The sequence below is a fragment of the Methylorubrum sp. SL192 genome, from assembly GCF_026672325.1.
Taxonomy (GTDB): Bacteria; Pseudomonadota; Alphaproteobacteria; order Rhizobiales; family Beijerinckiaceae; genus Methylobacterium; species Methylobacterium extorquens.
On record NZ_JAPPQV010000003.1, the window covers coordinates 2,758,202 to 2,773,824 of the forward strand.

The window sequence follows — 15,623 nt, forward strand, 5'->3', positions numbered from 1 at the left end:
TCAGCTCGCACGGCGCATCGCCTCCGCTTCGCCTCTCTTTCGATTGCAATCCACGAGCTCTGCAACGAGACGCCCGACTACGGGCTCCAGCCGTCGCAGCTTGGAGGACTTGCGGGCATACTCGTCCTCCTGCTTCTTCTGCCGCGGAATGCGGAGGAAGTACGCCTCGGGAGCATGGGCAGGTCCCAGGCGCACGAGGTCGGACGATCTCAGAAGAGCGAGCGGACCGGCATTCGTACCCAGCGACAGACAGAGCCACAGAGCGACCCGCTCCTGCAGATCGAGCATCGCCGATTTGATCGTGTGGGAGAGCGCCGCCACGAGGGCCTGCAGTTCGACGTCGATCAGCGGTCCCTCGTAGGGATCGAAACGTAGAACCGCGAGCATCTCGCGTTTGTGGCGGCCCAGCGCGATCGCGTCGAGTTCCGCCGCGACTCTGCGGTCGAAGCCGCGGCGGGGTGGATGAATCGCGTCATCCATCCTCGCCGCCCATCTGTAGAAATAGCGCCAGCGGGTGATGCGGACCCGGTCAACGCCGCCGTCAATCATTTCGAGCACGATGTCCGTCCCGAGATGCGCGTCAGGGTCGCCGGCCATTGTTGCCATTGCAAGGGCGAAGGCGGCAGTGCCAGCGGCACACCGGATTGCTTGGAACTCTCCGTCGGCACTCGCGTACGAGCGCTCCTCAATCCGCAGGCGGACGAACTCCTTCGCTGCTTCCAGGATGGGGCCGGCGGGAATGCAGGTTGCGATCCAGTCGAGCCGGCGTATGCAAGCAGGATCTTCGAGGATCCAGACGTCTCCGGTCAGATCGTGTCTGGCGCCATCCCGTGCGTGGATGACGACATCGTTCTTCCAAGTAAGCTCGTCCCACGCATCGTCGCTAGGCGTGGGGTTTCCGTCGTAGCTCATCGTCATTCGTGGTCGGCGTCCAGCAGCGATACGAGATCCTTTTGGAAGATCGCAGCGAAGTCGTCGGCTGCCTCACGAACTGCCCGTTGGGCGTAGGCCTCGGCCTGCCGCGACCCGGGGCGCCAACCCGCGGCATAGTTGATGACGTCGAGCACGAACGGATCCTGCGGGCCCTTGGCGCGCAGCCTCGACCAGAGGTGATCCATCCAGCTGTGGCGGAGACGATGGGCGGTCACATGCCCGGCTTCGGGGGGCAGTTCGTCGCGCAGTTGGCGGAAGATCTTGTCGGCACCGCCGAGGGTCAGTGGTCTCGGCCGCCGGTCAGCCTCGTTCCGAGGGATGGCGGCGAGGAACAGGAAAGGCGAGGCCTGTGCATCGCCGAAGCGGTCTCCATCGACGCGATGGACATCGCGCCAATCGAGGAGCGCCATCGCGGCGACATGGGGGAGGGTGAGCGTCCGCTCGAGTGTCTTCGCCTGTGGGCGGCGCCTGCGTGGATCCTGGTGATCGTCCGGTCGACGCCGGACGCGGATTCTCACTTGGTCGCCTTCGACGAGGACGTCGCCGAGTTTGAGGCCCAGCGCCTCCCCGATGCGCAGGCCGGTCGAGGCAAGAAGGAGAATGAGAGCGAAGTTGCGATGCCGCACGTCCTGGCGGAAGGCGCTGCGGCCGGCAGGAAGGGGAGGGGTCGTGGGTAGGATCGCGGCGAGGAGCAGCTTCTGCTGGTCGAGGCTCAGGCCCTCGCGGCGGACCTCGCGGGCACGCACACGGTGCCGCTCGAGACGCTCGGCGAAATCGACGAGGACGTGCACGATCGAGCGCCGCCGCACGGGATCGGGAAAGACGATGCGGGACAAGGTGTCGTCGAGCCAGCGCAGGTAGCTCGCGGCCACGCAGATGCGCTGGTTGAGGACGGGCTGGGACACGATGTCGGGCAGGAGTCGGATGGGTTCCTCACCGACCTCCCTGCGTCCCTCCGCAACGAGACGGTCTCGCTTGGCGATGGCATGGCGGCGCTGGCGCGATCCGGTAGGCGTGAGCCGACGCAGGTGGTCCCGCAGGTCCCGGGCTTCGCGGTCCTCGAACGGCTTCTGCATGCCCAACCGCTCCGTGCAGTCGATACCGCGCAGCGCGAACCAGTCCTCGAGGATGCAGGAAACGGCGGCGTAGGCGCCGAGGGTACCGGCCTGCAGGTCTTTCTCGCGCAAGTCGAGGTCGATCCAGAGCCAGGGCATGAGCGCAGGCACGCCGTCCGGTCTGAGGACGACGGGCATGTGCTCCCCGTTCTCGAGAAGGATGTCGGCACGCCGGTGTCTGGTGCGGCCGGGGAGGGGGGAGTGGGTCTGTCGGGGATCGTCTGCATCGGGCGCGGCCTCCGTAGGCCATCCGATGGTGCAGCAATCTGCCGGGATCGCAAAAAGCCGAAAGGGGGCGGAATACCCGCCCCCAAACCCTTGTCGGTGCTGAACTATCAGCCTATCTTGGCACAACCACAGGGAGATTCCCTGGGCGGCTCTACATCTTTTTTCTCGCCCGTAGGTGCAAATGGCTGATAAGCTACTAAGAGTGAATGAGAATTTGACAAGTCCCTGTTAGCGCCAATTGCGCCTTATACTGCATAGCCCGGCCCCAGCATCCCTCAACGCAAGCTTCGCGATGGTTCGGAGGAAGCCGCCTTCACCTCCAAGTAGGCCGAGCCTGATCCAGGCGCTCCGCGAGGCCGCGGTGGATTGTTGGACTCCAGTACGTTCCGCATGCCACGGTGACCTGACCGGCTGGCTTTGGACCGGGCTGATTGAGAGGATCAGCCCGGTCCAAAGCCAGCCGGTCAGGTCACTGCGTTCAAGGCGGAACTAGGCGGCGTGACCAAGCCGTTCGTTGGCAAGACGCCAGGTGTCCGCATCCGCGGGGCGACACTTTACGCCTTCCAAGGCGTGCTCGAGCCTACCCTCGCCCCCATCGGCGCCGCGCTTGACGAGGCTCGGCTCACTGCCGCGACCGCCCCCCACGCTCGACGAGCTTGGCGATAAACTCCGAGTAGTTCACTGAGTAGATGGCCGACTCGGAGAGTAAGGCACGAACTCGGCCCTGCACTGCTCCTGGCTGAATAGTCAAAGTAGAGCCGACGCATCCAATGCGTAACTCACTGTTACAGCGTCGGATTAGGCTGCTGTTCTATCTTGTGCTTCAGCCATCTCGCCTTTTTGAGTTCGCTCGCAATAGCAATCTAGCACGATGACCGCAGTTTCCGCCATCAGCAAGACGCGATTGGCTCTTTCAGTGAACATCGCATGATAATCGTAGTCGGTTGCTACTGCGCAGGTCATAATCATGGTCTTGATTGACAAAGACACTAGGGCATAAAATTGTGTAGTTATAATAATATTTTTAATCTTCACCCCCTCCTATCGCAATACTGCATTATGAAATCTGATGTTTTTCCAAAATGGAGTGTTTATCTGTACAATTGACTATAGATTATACACTAATTTCTGCAGTATGTGTACAATATAGGCGCAACTAGCCCTATCTTGCAGATTTGAACTGAGGCCACTGCGGAATCCATAGCGGCTAGAATGTAAAACGTATGAAATGCATGCGAACGCTGCCGGACCAATCGAATCAATAAAACATTAAACAAAGTTTCTATTTGCTCCCGCGCTGGCGTATGACATCGATGACTGAACCGTCACGGTATTCCACGATTGCTACGATTCGGGCCTGAGGTTCGATGCGAGGACGCACCGTTGCTTGTGTCCGTTCCGATGCGAGGTCGCGCAGTCGTTCGATCGCAACGAGAGGCATCCCCGCTGCAGCGAGTCGCTCATGCAGGTCTTTGCGCCGCGGATTGACGGCGACACCTGCCTCCGTAACGACAACGTCGATCGTCTCGCCGGGGGTCGTCACGCACTCGACGGCGTCAACGATTTTTGGCGCGCCGCCCGCGGCGAGCCGGGTCGTCACGAGGGCGAGCTTGGCGCCCGCCGCCGTGTCGGCGTGCCCGCCTGAGCCACCGATGATCGTGCCGCCGTTCACGGCGGTGACGTTGACGTTGAAGCCGATATCGACCTCCGCCGCGCCCATCACCATACAATCAAGATGGTTGACGAGGGCGCCCTTCGAGGCGGGGTTGGCGTAAAGTGAGGCCGACATCGCCATATGGCCTCTGTCCTCCCGATAGGAGGCGACGGCCGAGAGGTCGAAGCACTGCACGTTGAACAGTGTGCGGAACAAGCCCTGCCGGAACATGGCGACGATGCCTGCATGTACGCCGCCCGCTGCGAAGCTGCCGATCACGCCCTTGTCGCGCATGATGGTTGCAACGTCCTGCGCGACGGCCAGGGAGATCCCGCCCGCTCCAGTCTGGAACGAGAACCCGTCCACAAGGAGGCCCGAGGCGTCGATAACCCTCGCGGCCAACGCTGCTATGGCGAGCCCGACGGGATCCTCGGTGACACGGGTCGTGCCCGACACGATCTTGGACGCATCTCCGATCGAGGCCACCGGGATAACGTAGTCCACGAGATCCTGCGCGATGTCGATGGATGTCAGGGGATGCGGCGAGAGCGTGTCGGTAATCGCCACGACACGATCCGCATGGCGGGCATCGACCATCGGGTAGCCCAAGGGCCCGCACGCGGAGGGCCCGTCGATGCCGTTGAGGTTGCCATAGACGTCCGCAGCCGGCGCCGCCACGAACGCGACATCGATGGTGAGTTCGCCGGCCTCGATCGCGCGGGCGCGGCCGCCATGGGTCTGCAGAACCGCGGGGTTCGGGAGCGCGCCCGCCGTGATCGCCTCGGCCACCGGACCGGTGATGTAGTTCGACACGATCCCCGTCACGACCCCGCTGCGGATATGCTCGACGAGCGGCGCATGAACGGGAAACAGCGAACTCGCGGCGACGCGGATGTTGCGCAGGCCGAGGGCCGCGATCTCATGCATCACCGCACGCAGCACGTCGTCGCCGTTGCGCAGGTGATGGTGAAAGGAGACCGTGGCACCGTCCTTCAGCCCGCAGGCAAGGATCGCCTCCCGGATCGAGGGCAGCACCTTGCTCTGACCGGGCCGCTGGCTCCGGATGCGGGCACCTGTCCGGACCGCATCGAGCGGAGCCGCGAAGGCGGTGGTGAAAGGTCTGACCTCACCGTAGCCCTCGATAAAGGACGGAATTGCCATCCGTTGCCAAGCCCCTCGCACATCTCCAGCCGGAGAAGTGATGCCGACACCGCGGACCCCCGTCCAATATACAGGGTCCCTCCATCCGATAGCCGCAGCTTATGCGCTGCACGCATCTTGCTCGACTGGCGCATGATCGCGCTTCGCCTCTTCGAGGCAGCGGATGAAGTTCCGCACCGACGCGGTCATGAGCAGGTCCGGCCCCTGCACCAGGGAGAGCGACGCGACCGTGCCCGGCGTCGACAGTTCGACGTAAGAGACGCTCGGGGCTTGAAGCAGCCGCATCGAAGCAGGCACGAGGGCGACGCCGACGCCCGCCGCGACGAGATTCACCGTCGAGGCCATCTGTGGCGCCTCCTGAACGATGCGGGGGCTGAAGCCGGCCCGGCCGCAGGCTGCGACGATGGCGTCGTAGAGGAGGCGCCCGTTCGCCCGCGGATACAGGATGAACGGGTCCACCGCGAGGCTGCCAAGGTCGATGCGCCCGGCCCCGGCCAAGCGGTGCTTGGCCGGAAGCGCGGCCCAGAGCGATTCATCAGGTAGGGCGATCCGGCGCAGGCCGTCCGTCTCGTCGTCCGCGGCGCGGCCGAAGGCGAGCTGGATGCGTCCCTCGCGCAGAGATCGCAGCAGCATCGACGTGACCTGCTCCTGCAGGTCCAGTTCCACCTCCGGATAGGCATCACGGAAGCGACCGATGGTGCCCGACACGACCGGATTGAACGAGGCCGAGCCGGTGAACCCGATGCGCAACTGCCCCAGTTCGCCTTTGGCTGCGCGCCGAACCGCAGCGGTGCCCTCGTCGGCGGCCGCGAGGGCGGCCCGGGCATAGGGCAGAAGGGCGCGCCCAGCCTCCGTCAGTTCGACCCCGCGGGTCAGCCGATGAAACAGCTGCGTCCCGAACTCCTCCTCCAACTGCCGGATCTGCTGACTGAGTGCCGGCTGAGCGATCCCGAGCCGTTGGGCGGCGCGTGTGAAGTGAAGCTCCTCGGCGACGGCCAAGGCATAGCGAAAGTGCCGAAGCTCCATAAGCACCATGCATCGGTTTAGGGCATTCGCCTTATTAGACCTTATCGGCCACCAAAGCTATCCTCGCGATCGGCTAGGGCGGTCTTGCCGCTCGCGAGTTGGGTCGTCGGCGGCGCGTTAGGAAGCATCGGTCCTCATCCCGAACGGCAGCGACCGCTTTCGGGGGAGGCGATGCCGAAACGAAGATCTGGCACATCGCCCCGGATCGAAGCTGGGGCGATGTGCCAGATCTTTCATACGTCCGCGCCAGGCAACCTCTGATGACTGTCTGTGCTTGAAGGAACAATCCTTGATGTCGCGATCCTGCAACTTTATCGATGGTCAGTGGACCGCGTCGGAGGGCGACGCCACGCTGAACGTTTACGAGCCCGCGACCGGACAGGTGATCGGAGCGATCGCCGACAGCACCGCCGCCGACGTAGACCGCGCCGTCCGCGCGGCCCGCGAGGCGTTCGACCAAGGGGCCTGGGGCAAAACCTCGGCGCTCGACCGCAGCCGCCTGCTGCTCCGCCTTGGGACGCTCATCCTGCGCGACGTCGCGCGCCTCGCGCAGATCGAGGCGCGCGACACCGGAAAGCCCGCGAGCGTCGCTCGGGCCGACATCGTGGCGCTCGCCCGCTACTTCGAGTTCTACGGCGCCGCCGCCGACAAGCTGCACGGCGAGACCATCCCCTACCTCGACGGATACTTCGTCACTGTCACGCACGAGCCGCACGGCGTCACCGGTCACATCCTGCCCTGGAACTACCCGGCGCAGATGTTCGGACGGACGCTCGCGCCCGCGCTCGCGGTCGGTAATGCCACGGTGCTCAAGCCGGCGGAGGATGCCTGCGCGACGGCGCTCGCCCTTGTCGATCTCTTGGAGGAAGCGGGTTTTCCGAGAGGTGCCGTGAACATCGTGACGGGCCGCGGGGCAGGGGCGGGCGCCGCGCTCGCCGCCCATCCCGGCGTAGACTTCGTGTCCTTCACCGGCTCACCGGAGGTCGGGCAGATCATCCAGAAGCTTTGTGCCGACCACTTCATCACCTGCACGCTCGAACTCGGGGGCAAGTCGCCGCAGATCGTCTTTGCAGATGCCGACCTCGATGCGGCGATCCCGGTTATCGTCAAGGCGATCATCCAGAACAGCGGCCAGACCTGCTCGGCGGGCAGCCGCATCCTGATCGAGCGCAACGCCTACGACGAGGTCATCGGCCGGCTCCGGCAGGCCTTCGGCAAGGTCCGCGTCGGCTCGCCCGAGATGGATCTCGAGTGCGGCCCGATCATCACCGCCAAGCAGCAGGCCCGCGTCCAGGGCTTCATCGATCGTGCGATCGCGGACGGCGTTCCCGTCCTCGCGCAGGGCGTGATCGCCGAGGAGGCCCCCATGGAAGGCTTCTACGTGCGCCCGACCCTGTTCGGCCCGACCCCGCGCGACAACCTCATCGCCCGCGAAGAGGTTTTCGGCCCCGTCCTCGTGGCCCTACCATTCGACGACGAGGCGGATGCGGTGGCCCTGGCAAACGGCACCGATTATGGCCTCGTCGCCGCCGTCTGGACCCGCGACGGCGCGCGTCAGATGCGCCTCGCCAAGCGTGTCCGTACCGGCCAGATGTTCGTCAACTGTTACGGGGCCGGGGCGGGCATCGAGCTGCCGTTCGGCGGCTCGGGCAAGAGCGGCCACGGGCGCGAGAAGGGGTTTGCCGCCCTGCACGACTTCAGCAAGACCAAGACCACGGTCTTCAATCACGGTTGAGACACAACAAGAAAAAGGGGGGACTAAATGAAGCTTTTGGGCAAGACTGCCATCGTCACGGGTGCGGCGAGCGGCTTCGGCGAGGCGATCGCCCACCGCTTCGTCGAGAATGGTGCCCGCGTCGCCATCGCCGATCTCAACGCCGACAAGGCCGCCGCCGTCGCGCGGGCGCTGGGCGAGGACAAGGCGATCGCCGTGCGGACCGACGTCTCGTCACGGCCGGACATCGAACGGCTGATCGCCGTGGTCACCGGCAGGTTCGGCACACCCGACATCATCGTCAACAACGCGGGCTACACGCACAAGAACCGCCCGCTGCTCGAGGTCGATGAGGCGACCTTCGACCGGGTGTTCAGCGTCAACGTCAAGTCGATCTACCACATGGTCCATGCGGCCGTGCCGGCGATGCGCGACAACGGCGGCGGGGTGATCCTCAACGTCGGCTCGGTCGCCGGCATCCGGCCACGGCCGGGGCTGACGTGGTACAACGGCTCCAAGGGCGCCGCGAACATGCTGTCGAAGTCGCTCGCGGTCGAACTCGCGCCCTGGAACATCCGGGTAAACGTCATCTGCCCGGTCATGGGCGTCACCGGCATGCTGGAGGACTTCATGGGCATGCCGGACACGCCCGAGAACCGCGCCAAGTTTCTCAGCAGCATCCCGCTCGGCCGCCTGTGCGAGGCGGACGATGTCGCTCAGGCCGCCCTTTATCTCGCGTCTGCCGACTTCATCACCGGCGTCGAACTGCCCGTAGACGGGGGACGGACGGTGTAAAGCGGGGGGCGGCGGCGGGATCCGCCCGGCGCCGCTCAGAAACGCCCCGTCGCGACAGACACCGTACCCATGACGAAGCGGCGAGCCTGAGTTTGGCTCAGGCCGGCCCCTCCCGTGAGACGCGGATTCCGGAGCCACATCCATGCCCGTGATCAAGGCCAAGGATCTGACCGACAGCGTGGCCGACGCGCTGCAATACATCAGCTACTATCATCCGCTGGACTACATCCACGCGCTGGCCGAGGCCTATGCCCGCGAGGAAGCGCCGGCCGCCCGGGACGCGATCGCGCAGATCCTCACCAACAGCCGGATGTCGGCCGAAGGCCACCGCCCGGTCTGCCAGGATACCGGAATTGTCACGGTGTTCGTGAAGTGGGGGCAGGGCTGCACGCTGGCCTCGGACCGGAGCCTTCAGGCGGTCGTCGACGAGGGTGTGCGCCGGGCCTATCTCGACCCGTCGAATCCCTTGCGGGCGTCGATCGTCTCCGACCCGGCCTTCACGCGCAGGAACACCCGCGACAACACCCCGAGCGTCCTGCACGTCGAGATGGTGCCGGGCGACACGGTGGAGGTGACCGTAGCGGCGAAGGGAGGCGGCTCGGAGAACAAGGCCAAGTTCAAGATGCTCAACCCGTCTGACTCGCTCGTCGACTGGGTGCTGGAGACCGTGCCGACCATGGGGGCCGGCTGGTGCCCCCCGGCATGCTGGGGATCGGCATCGGCGGGACCGCGGAGAAGGCCATGGTTATGGCCAAGGAATCGCTCATGGCCCCGATCGACATGGCGCAGCTCAAGGCGCGCGGACCGGCCAACGACATCGAGGCCCTGCGCATCGAACTGCATGACCGGATTAACGCGCTCGGCATCGGGGCGCAGGGCCTCGGCGGACTCACCACGGTGCTCGACGTCAAGATCCTCGACTGGCCGACGCATGCGGCCTCGAAGCCCGTGGCGATAATCCCGAACTGCGCCGCGACGCGCCACGCGCATGTCGTCCTCGACGGCTCCGGCCCAGCCTTTCTGCCGACGCCCAACCTGGCCGCCTGGCCCGACGTGGAATGGGTCCCCGACACGCAAGCCCGCCCTGTCGATCTCGACAGGCTGACGCTAGCCGAGGTCCAGTCTTGGAAGGCGGGCGACCGGCTGCTCCTGTCTGGACACATGCTCACGGGCCGCGACGCGGCGCATAAGCGCATTCAGGATATGCTCGCTCGCGGAGAACCGCTGCCGGTCTCGTTCGGAAACCGCGTCATCTACTATGTCGGGCCTGTCGATCCGGTGGGCGGCGAAGCCGTGGGCCCGGCCGGTCCGACGACCGCGACCCGCATGGATAAGTTCACCGACACGATGCTCGGCCTCGGCCTGCTGGCGATGATCGGCAAGGCGGAGCGCGGCGCGGCGGCGGTTGCGGCGATCAAGGCGCACCGGCGCGCCTATCTGAGCGCGGTGGGCGGCGCCGCCTACCTCGTCTCGCGGGCGATCCGGTCGAGCCGCGTCCTCGCCTTCGCGGATCTCGGTATGGAAGCGATCTACGAGTTCGAGGTCAAGGACATGCCCGTCACCGTGGCGGTAACGGCGGAGGGGGATAATGTTCACGCCTCAGGGCCGAGCGCTTGGCGGCGGCCGATCTTCCAGACGTCTAGCACGGCCTGATCGCGGCCGGCCGCGTCGGGCCGGTGAGATACAGACCGCCCAGGCCCCGCGCGTGACCGGCGCGTCGTCAATAAGAGACGAGTGTCGATCCCGAGCGACGGAGGGTCGTCCCCGAAAAATGAGGACGATGACGCCACCCGACCGGACAGGAAGCAAAAATCCAATTTTTTCAAGCATTCGCGACGGCTTATCGGCGGCGACTTTGATCCATCAAGGCGAGCGTGCGGAGTGAACATGAGCGCAGTACCATCGTCGCCGGGCGTCGCCGTGATTGCATACAATAACGATGAAGCGTCCCGCTGGACTTCCCTTCAGGCATTTGCGGTCGGCACCTGCTTCGTCCTGAACATGCTCGACGGGATGGACATCCTCATGATGTCTTATCTGGCGCCCGCCATCACCAGCGACTGGAACATCGGCGCCGCGGCGCTCGGCGTGGTCTTCAGCGCCGCGCTGGCCGGCATGATGGTCGGCGCGCTGGTGCTCGCACCGCTCGCGGATCAGTTCGGCCGCCGCCCGGTCATCCTGTGGTCCGTCGCCCTGATGGGCCTGTCGATGATCAGCTGCGGCTTCGCCCCGGACATCACGACCCTGATCGTCCTGCGATTCATCGTGGGACTGGGCATCGGCGCCATCCTGGCCAGCATGGCGGCCATCACGTCCGAGTACTCACCGGCCCGCTATCGCATCGTCTCGGTGGCGCTGCTCCAGGCCGGCTATCCCATCGGGGCCATGCTCGCGGGGCTCGCGGTCAATGCGTGGCTGCCGGATCTCGGCTGGCGCGTGCTGATGAGCGCTGCGGGCGGGGCGACCCTGATCCTGCTTCCTTTCGCCGTCATGCTTCTTCCAGAATCCCTGGAGTTCCTCGAGAAGCGCCAGCCGCGTGGGGCACTCGCCTGCATCAATGCCATTCGTCGTCGCATGGGCCAGCCGCCGATGCTGACGCTTACCGAGGTCGGCGAGCGCAAGCCGGTCAGCTTCAGGCTGTTGTTCGATTACGGCCAGTGGAGGCAGACGCTCCTACTTTGGGCGGCGTTTTTTTGCTGCTACATGACCCTGTACTTCGCCATTGCCTGGATCCCCCGCCTCGCCATCGAGGCCGGCCTGGATCGCAGCCAAGCCATCGTGGCGGGCACGGTCTACAATTTTGGGGCGTTCTCGGGCGGCCTCGCCCTGTGCTGGCTGCTATTCAAGTTCGACGTCCGACGCCTCGTGCTGCTGATGATGCTCGGTGGTTCCTTGTCGCTGGTGGCCTTCGCCGTGCCCATGTCGGTCACCCTGACCCTGCTGGTCGCATTCTGCATCGGCTTCACCGTGCAGGGCGGCTTCAACGGCCTGTATCCCCTCGTTGCCGGCGCCTACCCGGCCCAAGTGCGCAGCACGGGGATCGGCTGGTGCATCGGGGTCGGGCGATCAGGGGCGGTGATCGGCCCCCTCATCGCCGGCTGGCTGCTGGCCGCGCAGCAGCCCCTCTCCGTCTTGTTCCTCATCTTCACGGTCCCGCTAATTTCTGTCGGCCTGCTCGTCATGGCGGTGACCTTGCGCGCGCCGGAGCCTCCGAAGCCGTAACCGCAGAGCGTTCCGAGCAGGGAGCGCGCGCGCCTTACTCGGCAAGCGCATCCTCCTCGATCCGGCCTCCAGCATGCGTGCCAGCGTTCCTTGATCCCTTCTCCAGAGGCGCACAGGCCATGAAACTTCGGACTCTCCTCTTCTGTCCTGCGGATGCCGAGCGCAAAATCACCCGAGCCCTCAGCTCCTCCGCGGACGTCGTGATCCTCGATCTGGAGGACAGCGTATCCGTGCGGGCGAAGGAAGCGGCGAGATCGATCGCGGCTGAGGTCCTCGCCGGTCGATCCGGCCCGTCCGACGTCGTGGTCCGGATCAATCCGCAGGATACGCCGTGGTACTTCGATGACCTGTCGACCGTAGTGCCGCAGAGCCCTGCGGCCATCCTTCTACCGAAGTGTAGCTGTCCCGAAGACTTGCGACGTCTCGACCATCATCTCGAGGCTCTCGAACATGCCAACGGATTGCCGCTCGGCAAGATCGGAATCCTGCCGCTGGTGACCGAGTCGGCCAGCGCCCTGCCAAGCATGCGTTATGACGGAGTGACGCCACGGCTGCGGGCGCTTCTGTTCGGCGCCGAGGACTTGGCCGTCGATTTCGGGATCGCCCCGCGCGCCGCGGATGGCACGCTCGCCGCCCCTCTTGCCGCCGCCAGAGCGATGCTGCTGGTCGCCGCCGCGCAGGCTCAGGTGCCCGCGATCGATACTCCCTGGCCCAATCCGCATCCATCCCCGGCCTTCGACGCGGAGATCGCGGCCGCGGCACGGGACGGCTTTGCCGGGAAGCTGTGCATCCACCCGAACCAGCTCGAAGCCGTCGCGACGGCCTTCACGCCCTCGCCGGAACGGATCCGGTGGGCCCAATCCGTCTACAAGCTTTTCATGGACAATCCAGGATCGGGCGTCATGGTCCTGGACGGCGTGATGATCGACCGACCGCATATGCGACTGGCCGAGCGCATTCTCGATGCCGCGGCCGATGCGTCTCCGTAGGACATCTCCCCTTGTCGAGGCGGAACGGAAAGCCCGGACAACGAGGCCGGCCTGAAATCGGGCGGTTCGACTTTGAGCTATCCGGCTTGATGCCGAATGGCACGGTCGCGCCCGTCAGTCGCGGCTCAGTTGCCCATCCTTGACGTGCCGGAGCACTAGGTCGACGAAGTTGTGCAGGGGGCTGGCCGCGTCGGAATGCAGGCTGACGAGGCTGAGGGCCGCTTTGGGGCCGGGGCCGGCAATCTCCCGGAAATGGACGCCCCGCGCCTGGATCTGGCTCATGGAGGCCGGGACGATGGAGACGCCGACCCCGGCCGCGACGAGGTTGATCGTGGTGGCCATCTGCGGCCCCTCCTGCGCGATGCGCGGCTGGAAACCCGCCTGCTCGCAGGCCTGGATGATGGCGTCGTACAGCGCGCGGCCGTTTCGGCGGGGGTAGAGCACGAAGGTCTCATCGCACAGCGCCGAGAGCGGGATCTTGGCCTGATTCGCGCAGGGATGCCCAGACGGGAGCGCGACCAGCATCGGCTCCTTGAAGAGGAGGTGGCACGCGAGCGATCGCGCCTCGCCACTTGCCGGACGCATGAAGGCCGCATCGAGCCGGCTGCCATTCAGAGCCTGCAACAACTGGGCGGTGGTGTCTTCGATCAGATTGATGCCGACACCCGGATGGGCAATTCCGAAATCGCGAATGATTGCGGACACGAAGGGGTGGAACGCGGCGGAGGAGGTGAAGCCCACCCGCAAGGTGCCGGTCTCACCCCGCGAGGCGCGCCGCGCATTCTCGATCGCCCTGTCCGACAGCGACAGGATCTCCTGGGCATCCCGCAGGAACCGCTTGCCGGCCTCGGTCAGCGACACCCCCCGAGGGGGACGGTAGAACAGGGGCGTCCCGATCTCCCGTTCGAGTTGCTGGATCTGCTGGCTCAGAGGCGGCTGGCCGATCCCGAGGCGTGCGGCCGCGCGCGTGAAATTCAACTCCTCCGCGACAGCCGAGAAGTAGCGAAGATGCCGGAGTTCCATATTTTTTTCCTATGGCTCCATATGTTCAGTATTATTGACACATATGGTCCGGGAGTTCAATCTTCATCTGCCAATCGAACCTCCTCTCTCGACAGAGAAAGACGCGTGCATCTACAGTAAAATCGACTGTTGATCGCGCATCTCAGGTTCGCTCCAGTTCTAAAAAGAAGAAATGCCCGCCACATCTATGCCTTCGTTCCAAGGGGCCGGTTCGGGCAGAGGGGAGAGAATTTCCATGGCCAAGGCCGGAATCGACTTCGAGTCGCCCTACCGTCTTTCCATTGCTGGAGAGCTCGTCGAAGCCGCCGAAACCTTCGACGTCTACAACCCCGCCACGGGCGCGGTCCTGGCGCAGGCGCCGGCTGGAACCATCAATCAACTCGACACCGCGGTGGCAGCGGCGAAGGCGGCTTTTCCCGGCTGGTCGAGTCTCCCCTGGGGCGAGCGCGAGGGCTACCTGACGCGCTTCGCCGACGCCCTTCAGGCCCAGAGCGAGGAACTGACGACGCTTCTCACCCTCGAACAGGGTAAGCCTCGCCATTCCATGGCCAAAGGCGAGGTCGAGGCCGCCATCTACTGGGTCCGCGAAGTCGCCAAGCGCCGGCTGCCGCACGAGATCATCGAGGAGACCGACCAGCACGTTGTCGAGACGCAATCTACGCCGCTCGGGGTCGTGGCGGCGATCACGCCCTGGAACTTTCCCGTTCTGCTCGGCCTCTGGAAGATCGCGCCGTGCCTCATCACGGGCAACACCATGGTGATGAAGCCGTCGCCCTATACACCGCTCTGCACGCTGCGGTTCGGCGAGATCGCGCAGGGGATTCTGCCGAAGGGCGTTCTGAACATCGTGTCAGGCGGCAATGAACTCGGTCAGCACCTGACCGGACATCCCGATATCGCCAAGGTCAGCTTTACCGGCTCGACCGCGACCGGAAAGCGGGTCATGGAAAGTGGTGCGGTCAACCTGAAGCGCTTGACCCTGGAACTCGGCGGCAACGATCCGGCGATCGTGCTTCCGGATGCCGATTACAAGGATCTGATTCCGAAGCTGTTCTGGGCCGCCTTCGGCAACTCCGGGCAGTGGTGCATCGCGATCAAGCGGCTCTACGTCCATTCCGACATCCACGCCGACTTCGTGAAGGAGTTCGTTGCCTATGCCCGCGAACGGAAGGTCGGGGACGGCATGGATCCAGAGACCGATCTCGGGCCGATCCAGAACCGGATGCAGTTCGACAAGCTCAAGGACCTCTTCGCCGATATCGCCAAGAACAATTACAGCGTCCCGCTCGGCGGAAAGATCGATGAGAGCCAGGCCGGCAACTTCGTTCCGGTGACGATCGTCGACAATCCGCCCGAACAGAGCCGGATCGTCCAGGAGGAGCCGTTCGGCCCTGTGCTCCCGATCATAGCCTTCGACGATATCGGGGATGTGATCGCCCGCGCCAACCAAACGCCGTTCGGCCTCGCGGCCTCAGTCTGGGGACGCGACAAGGCCAAGGCCTACGGGATCGCGAGCCGCCTCGAGGCCGGAACGGTCTGGGTCAACGAGATCCATATCCACGGCATCGACATTCCGTTCGGCGGCCACAAGCAATCCGGTCTCGGGGTCGAGAACGGCCGCGAGGGGTTGTCGGAATATACTAATACCAAGGTCGTCATGACCGCCCGCTAGCAGGGCGCTGGTCACGCCGAGTCGCGCGAAGTCTCCGAGACCATGGCCGCGGCGATCCATTTGAGGCTGTAAAGCTCTCGTGAGGGCAGCC

General features: G+C 65.0%; 11 protein-coding genes and 1 pseudogene. 6 read left to right on the forward strand and 6 right to left on the reverse strand.

Features of this window, described 5'->3' with window-relative positions:
• The 5 genes from OVA30_RS13710 to OVA30_RS13730 form a co-directional block, all read right to left on the reverse strand.
• Complete coding sequence (locus tag OVA30_RS13710) at positions 1-912, reverse strand: hypothetical protein (RefSeq protein ID WP_268175757.1); 912 nt, start codon at positions 910-912, stop codon at positions 1-3.
• Between the two features lie 2 nt (positions 913-914).
• The gene (locus OVA30_RS13715) at positions 915-2,186 is read right to left on the reverse strand and encodes a site-specific integrase (protein WP_268175758.1); all 1,272 of its coding nucleotides are present in this window, start codon (positions 2,184-2,186) and stop codon (positions 915-917) included.
• Between the two features lie 888 nt (positions 2,187-3,074).
• The gene (locus OVA30_RS13720) at positions 3,075-3,311 is read right to left on the reverse strand and encodes a hypothetical protein (protein ID WP_268175759.1); all 237 of its coding nucleotides are present in this window, start codon (positions 3,309-3,311) and stop codon (positions 3,075-3,077) included.
• 247 nt (positions 3,312-3,558) lie between these two features.
• A complete protein-coding gene (gene citF / locus OVA30_RS13725) occupies positions 3,559-5,091 on the reverse strand; it encodes a citrate lyase subunit alpha (protein ID WP_268175760.1) in 1,533 nt (510 codons plus the stop codon).
• Positions 5,092-5,190: 99 nt separating this feature from the next.
• Positions 5,191-6,117: a LysR family transcriptional regulator gene (locus tag OVA30_RS13730; protein WP_268175761.1), complete on the reverse strand. Its 927-nt coding sequence runs from the start codon at positions 6,115-6,117 to the stop codon at positions 5,191-5,193.
• 292 nt (positions 6,118-6,409) lie between these two features.
• Here OVA30_RS13730 and OVA30_RS13735 point away from each other — a divergent pair, with 292 nt between their 5' ends.
• From OVA30_RS13735 to OVA30_RS13760, 5 genes and pseudogenes are all read left to right on the forward strand, one after another.
• Entirely contained in the window at positions 6,410-7,852 is a 1,443-nt protein-coding gene (locus OVA30_RS13735; RefSeq protein ID WP_268175762.1) for an aldehyde dehydrogenase family protein, read from the forward strand.
• Between the two features lie 27 nt (positions 7,853-7,879).
• Complete coding sequence (locus tag OVA30_RS13740; RefSeq protein WP_268175764.1) at positions 7,880-8,626, forward strand: SDR family oxidoreductase; 747 nt, start codon at positions 7,880-7,882, stop codon at positions 8,624-8,626.
• A gap of 226 nt (positions 8,627-8,852) precedes the next feature.
• Positions 8,853-10,279 (forward strand): annotated as a pseudogene (locus tag OVA30_RS26000) (fumarate hydratase).
• 234 nt (positions 10,280-10,513) lie between these two features.
• Positions 10,514-11,848 (forward strand): MFS transporter, encoded by a 1,335-nt coding sequence (locus OVA30_RS13755; protein WP_268177495.1) that lies wholly within the window; start codon positions 10,514-10,516, stop codon positions 11,846-11,848.
• Between the two features lie 119 nt (positions 11,849-11,967).
• Positions 11,968-12,837, forward strand: a complete 870-nt coding sequence (locus OVA30_RS13760) for an HpcH/HpaI aldolase/citrate lyase family protein (protein ID WP_268177496.1) — start codon at positions 11,968-11,970, stop codon at positions 12,835-12,837.
• Positions 12,838-12,951: 114 nt separating this feature from the next.
• Here the strand turns inward: OVA30_RS13760 and OVA30_RS13765 are convergent, their stop codons facing one another.
• On the reverse strand, positions 12,952-13,860 hold the full coding sequence (locus OVA30_RS13765) for a LysR family transcriptional regulator (protein ID WP_268175765.1): 909 nt from the start codon (positions 13,858-13,860) through the stop codon (positions 12,952-12,954).
• 235 nt (positions 13,861-14,095) lie between these two features.
• Between OVA30_RS13765 and OVA30_RS13770 the strand changes: the two genes are divergently transcribed.
• Positions 14,096-15,532: an aldehyde dehydrogenase family protein gene (locus OVA30_RS13770; protein ID WP_268175766.1), complete on the forward strand. Its 1,437-nt coding sequence runs from the start codon at positions 14,096-14,098 to the stop codon at positions 15,530-15,532.
• Positions 15,533-15,623 lie beyond the last annotated feature (91 nt).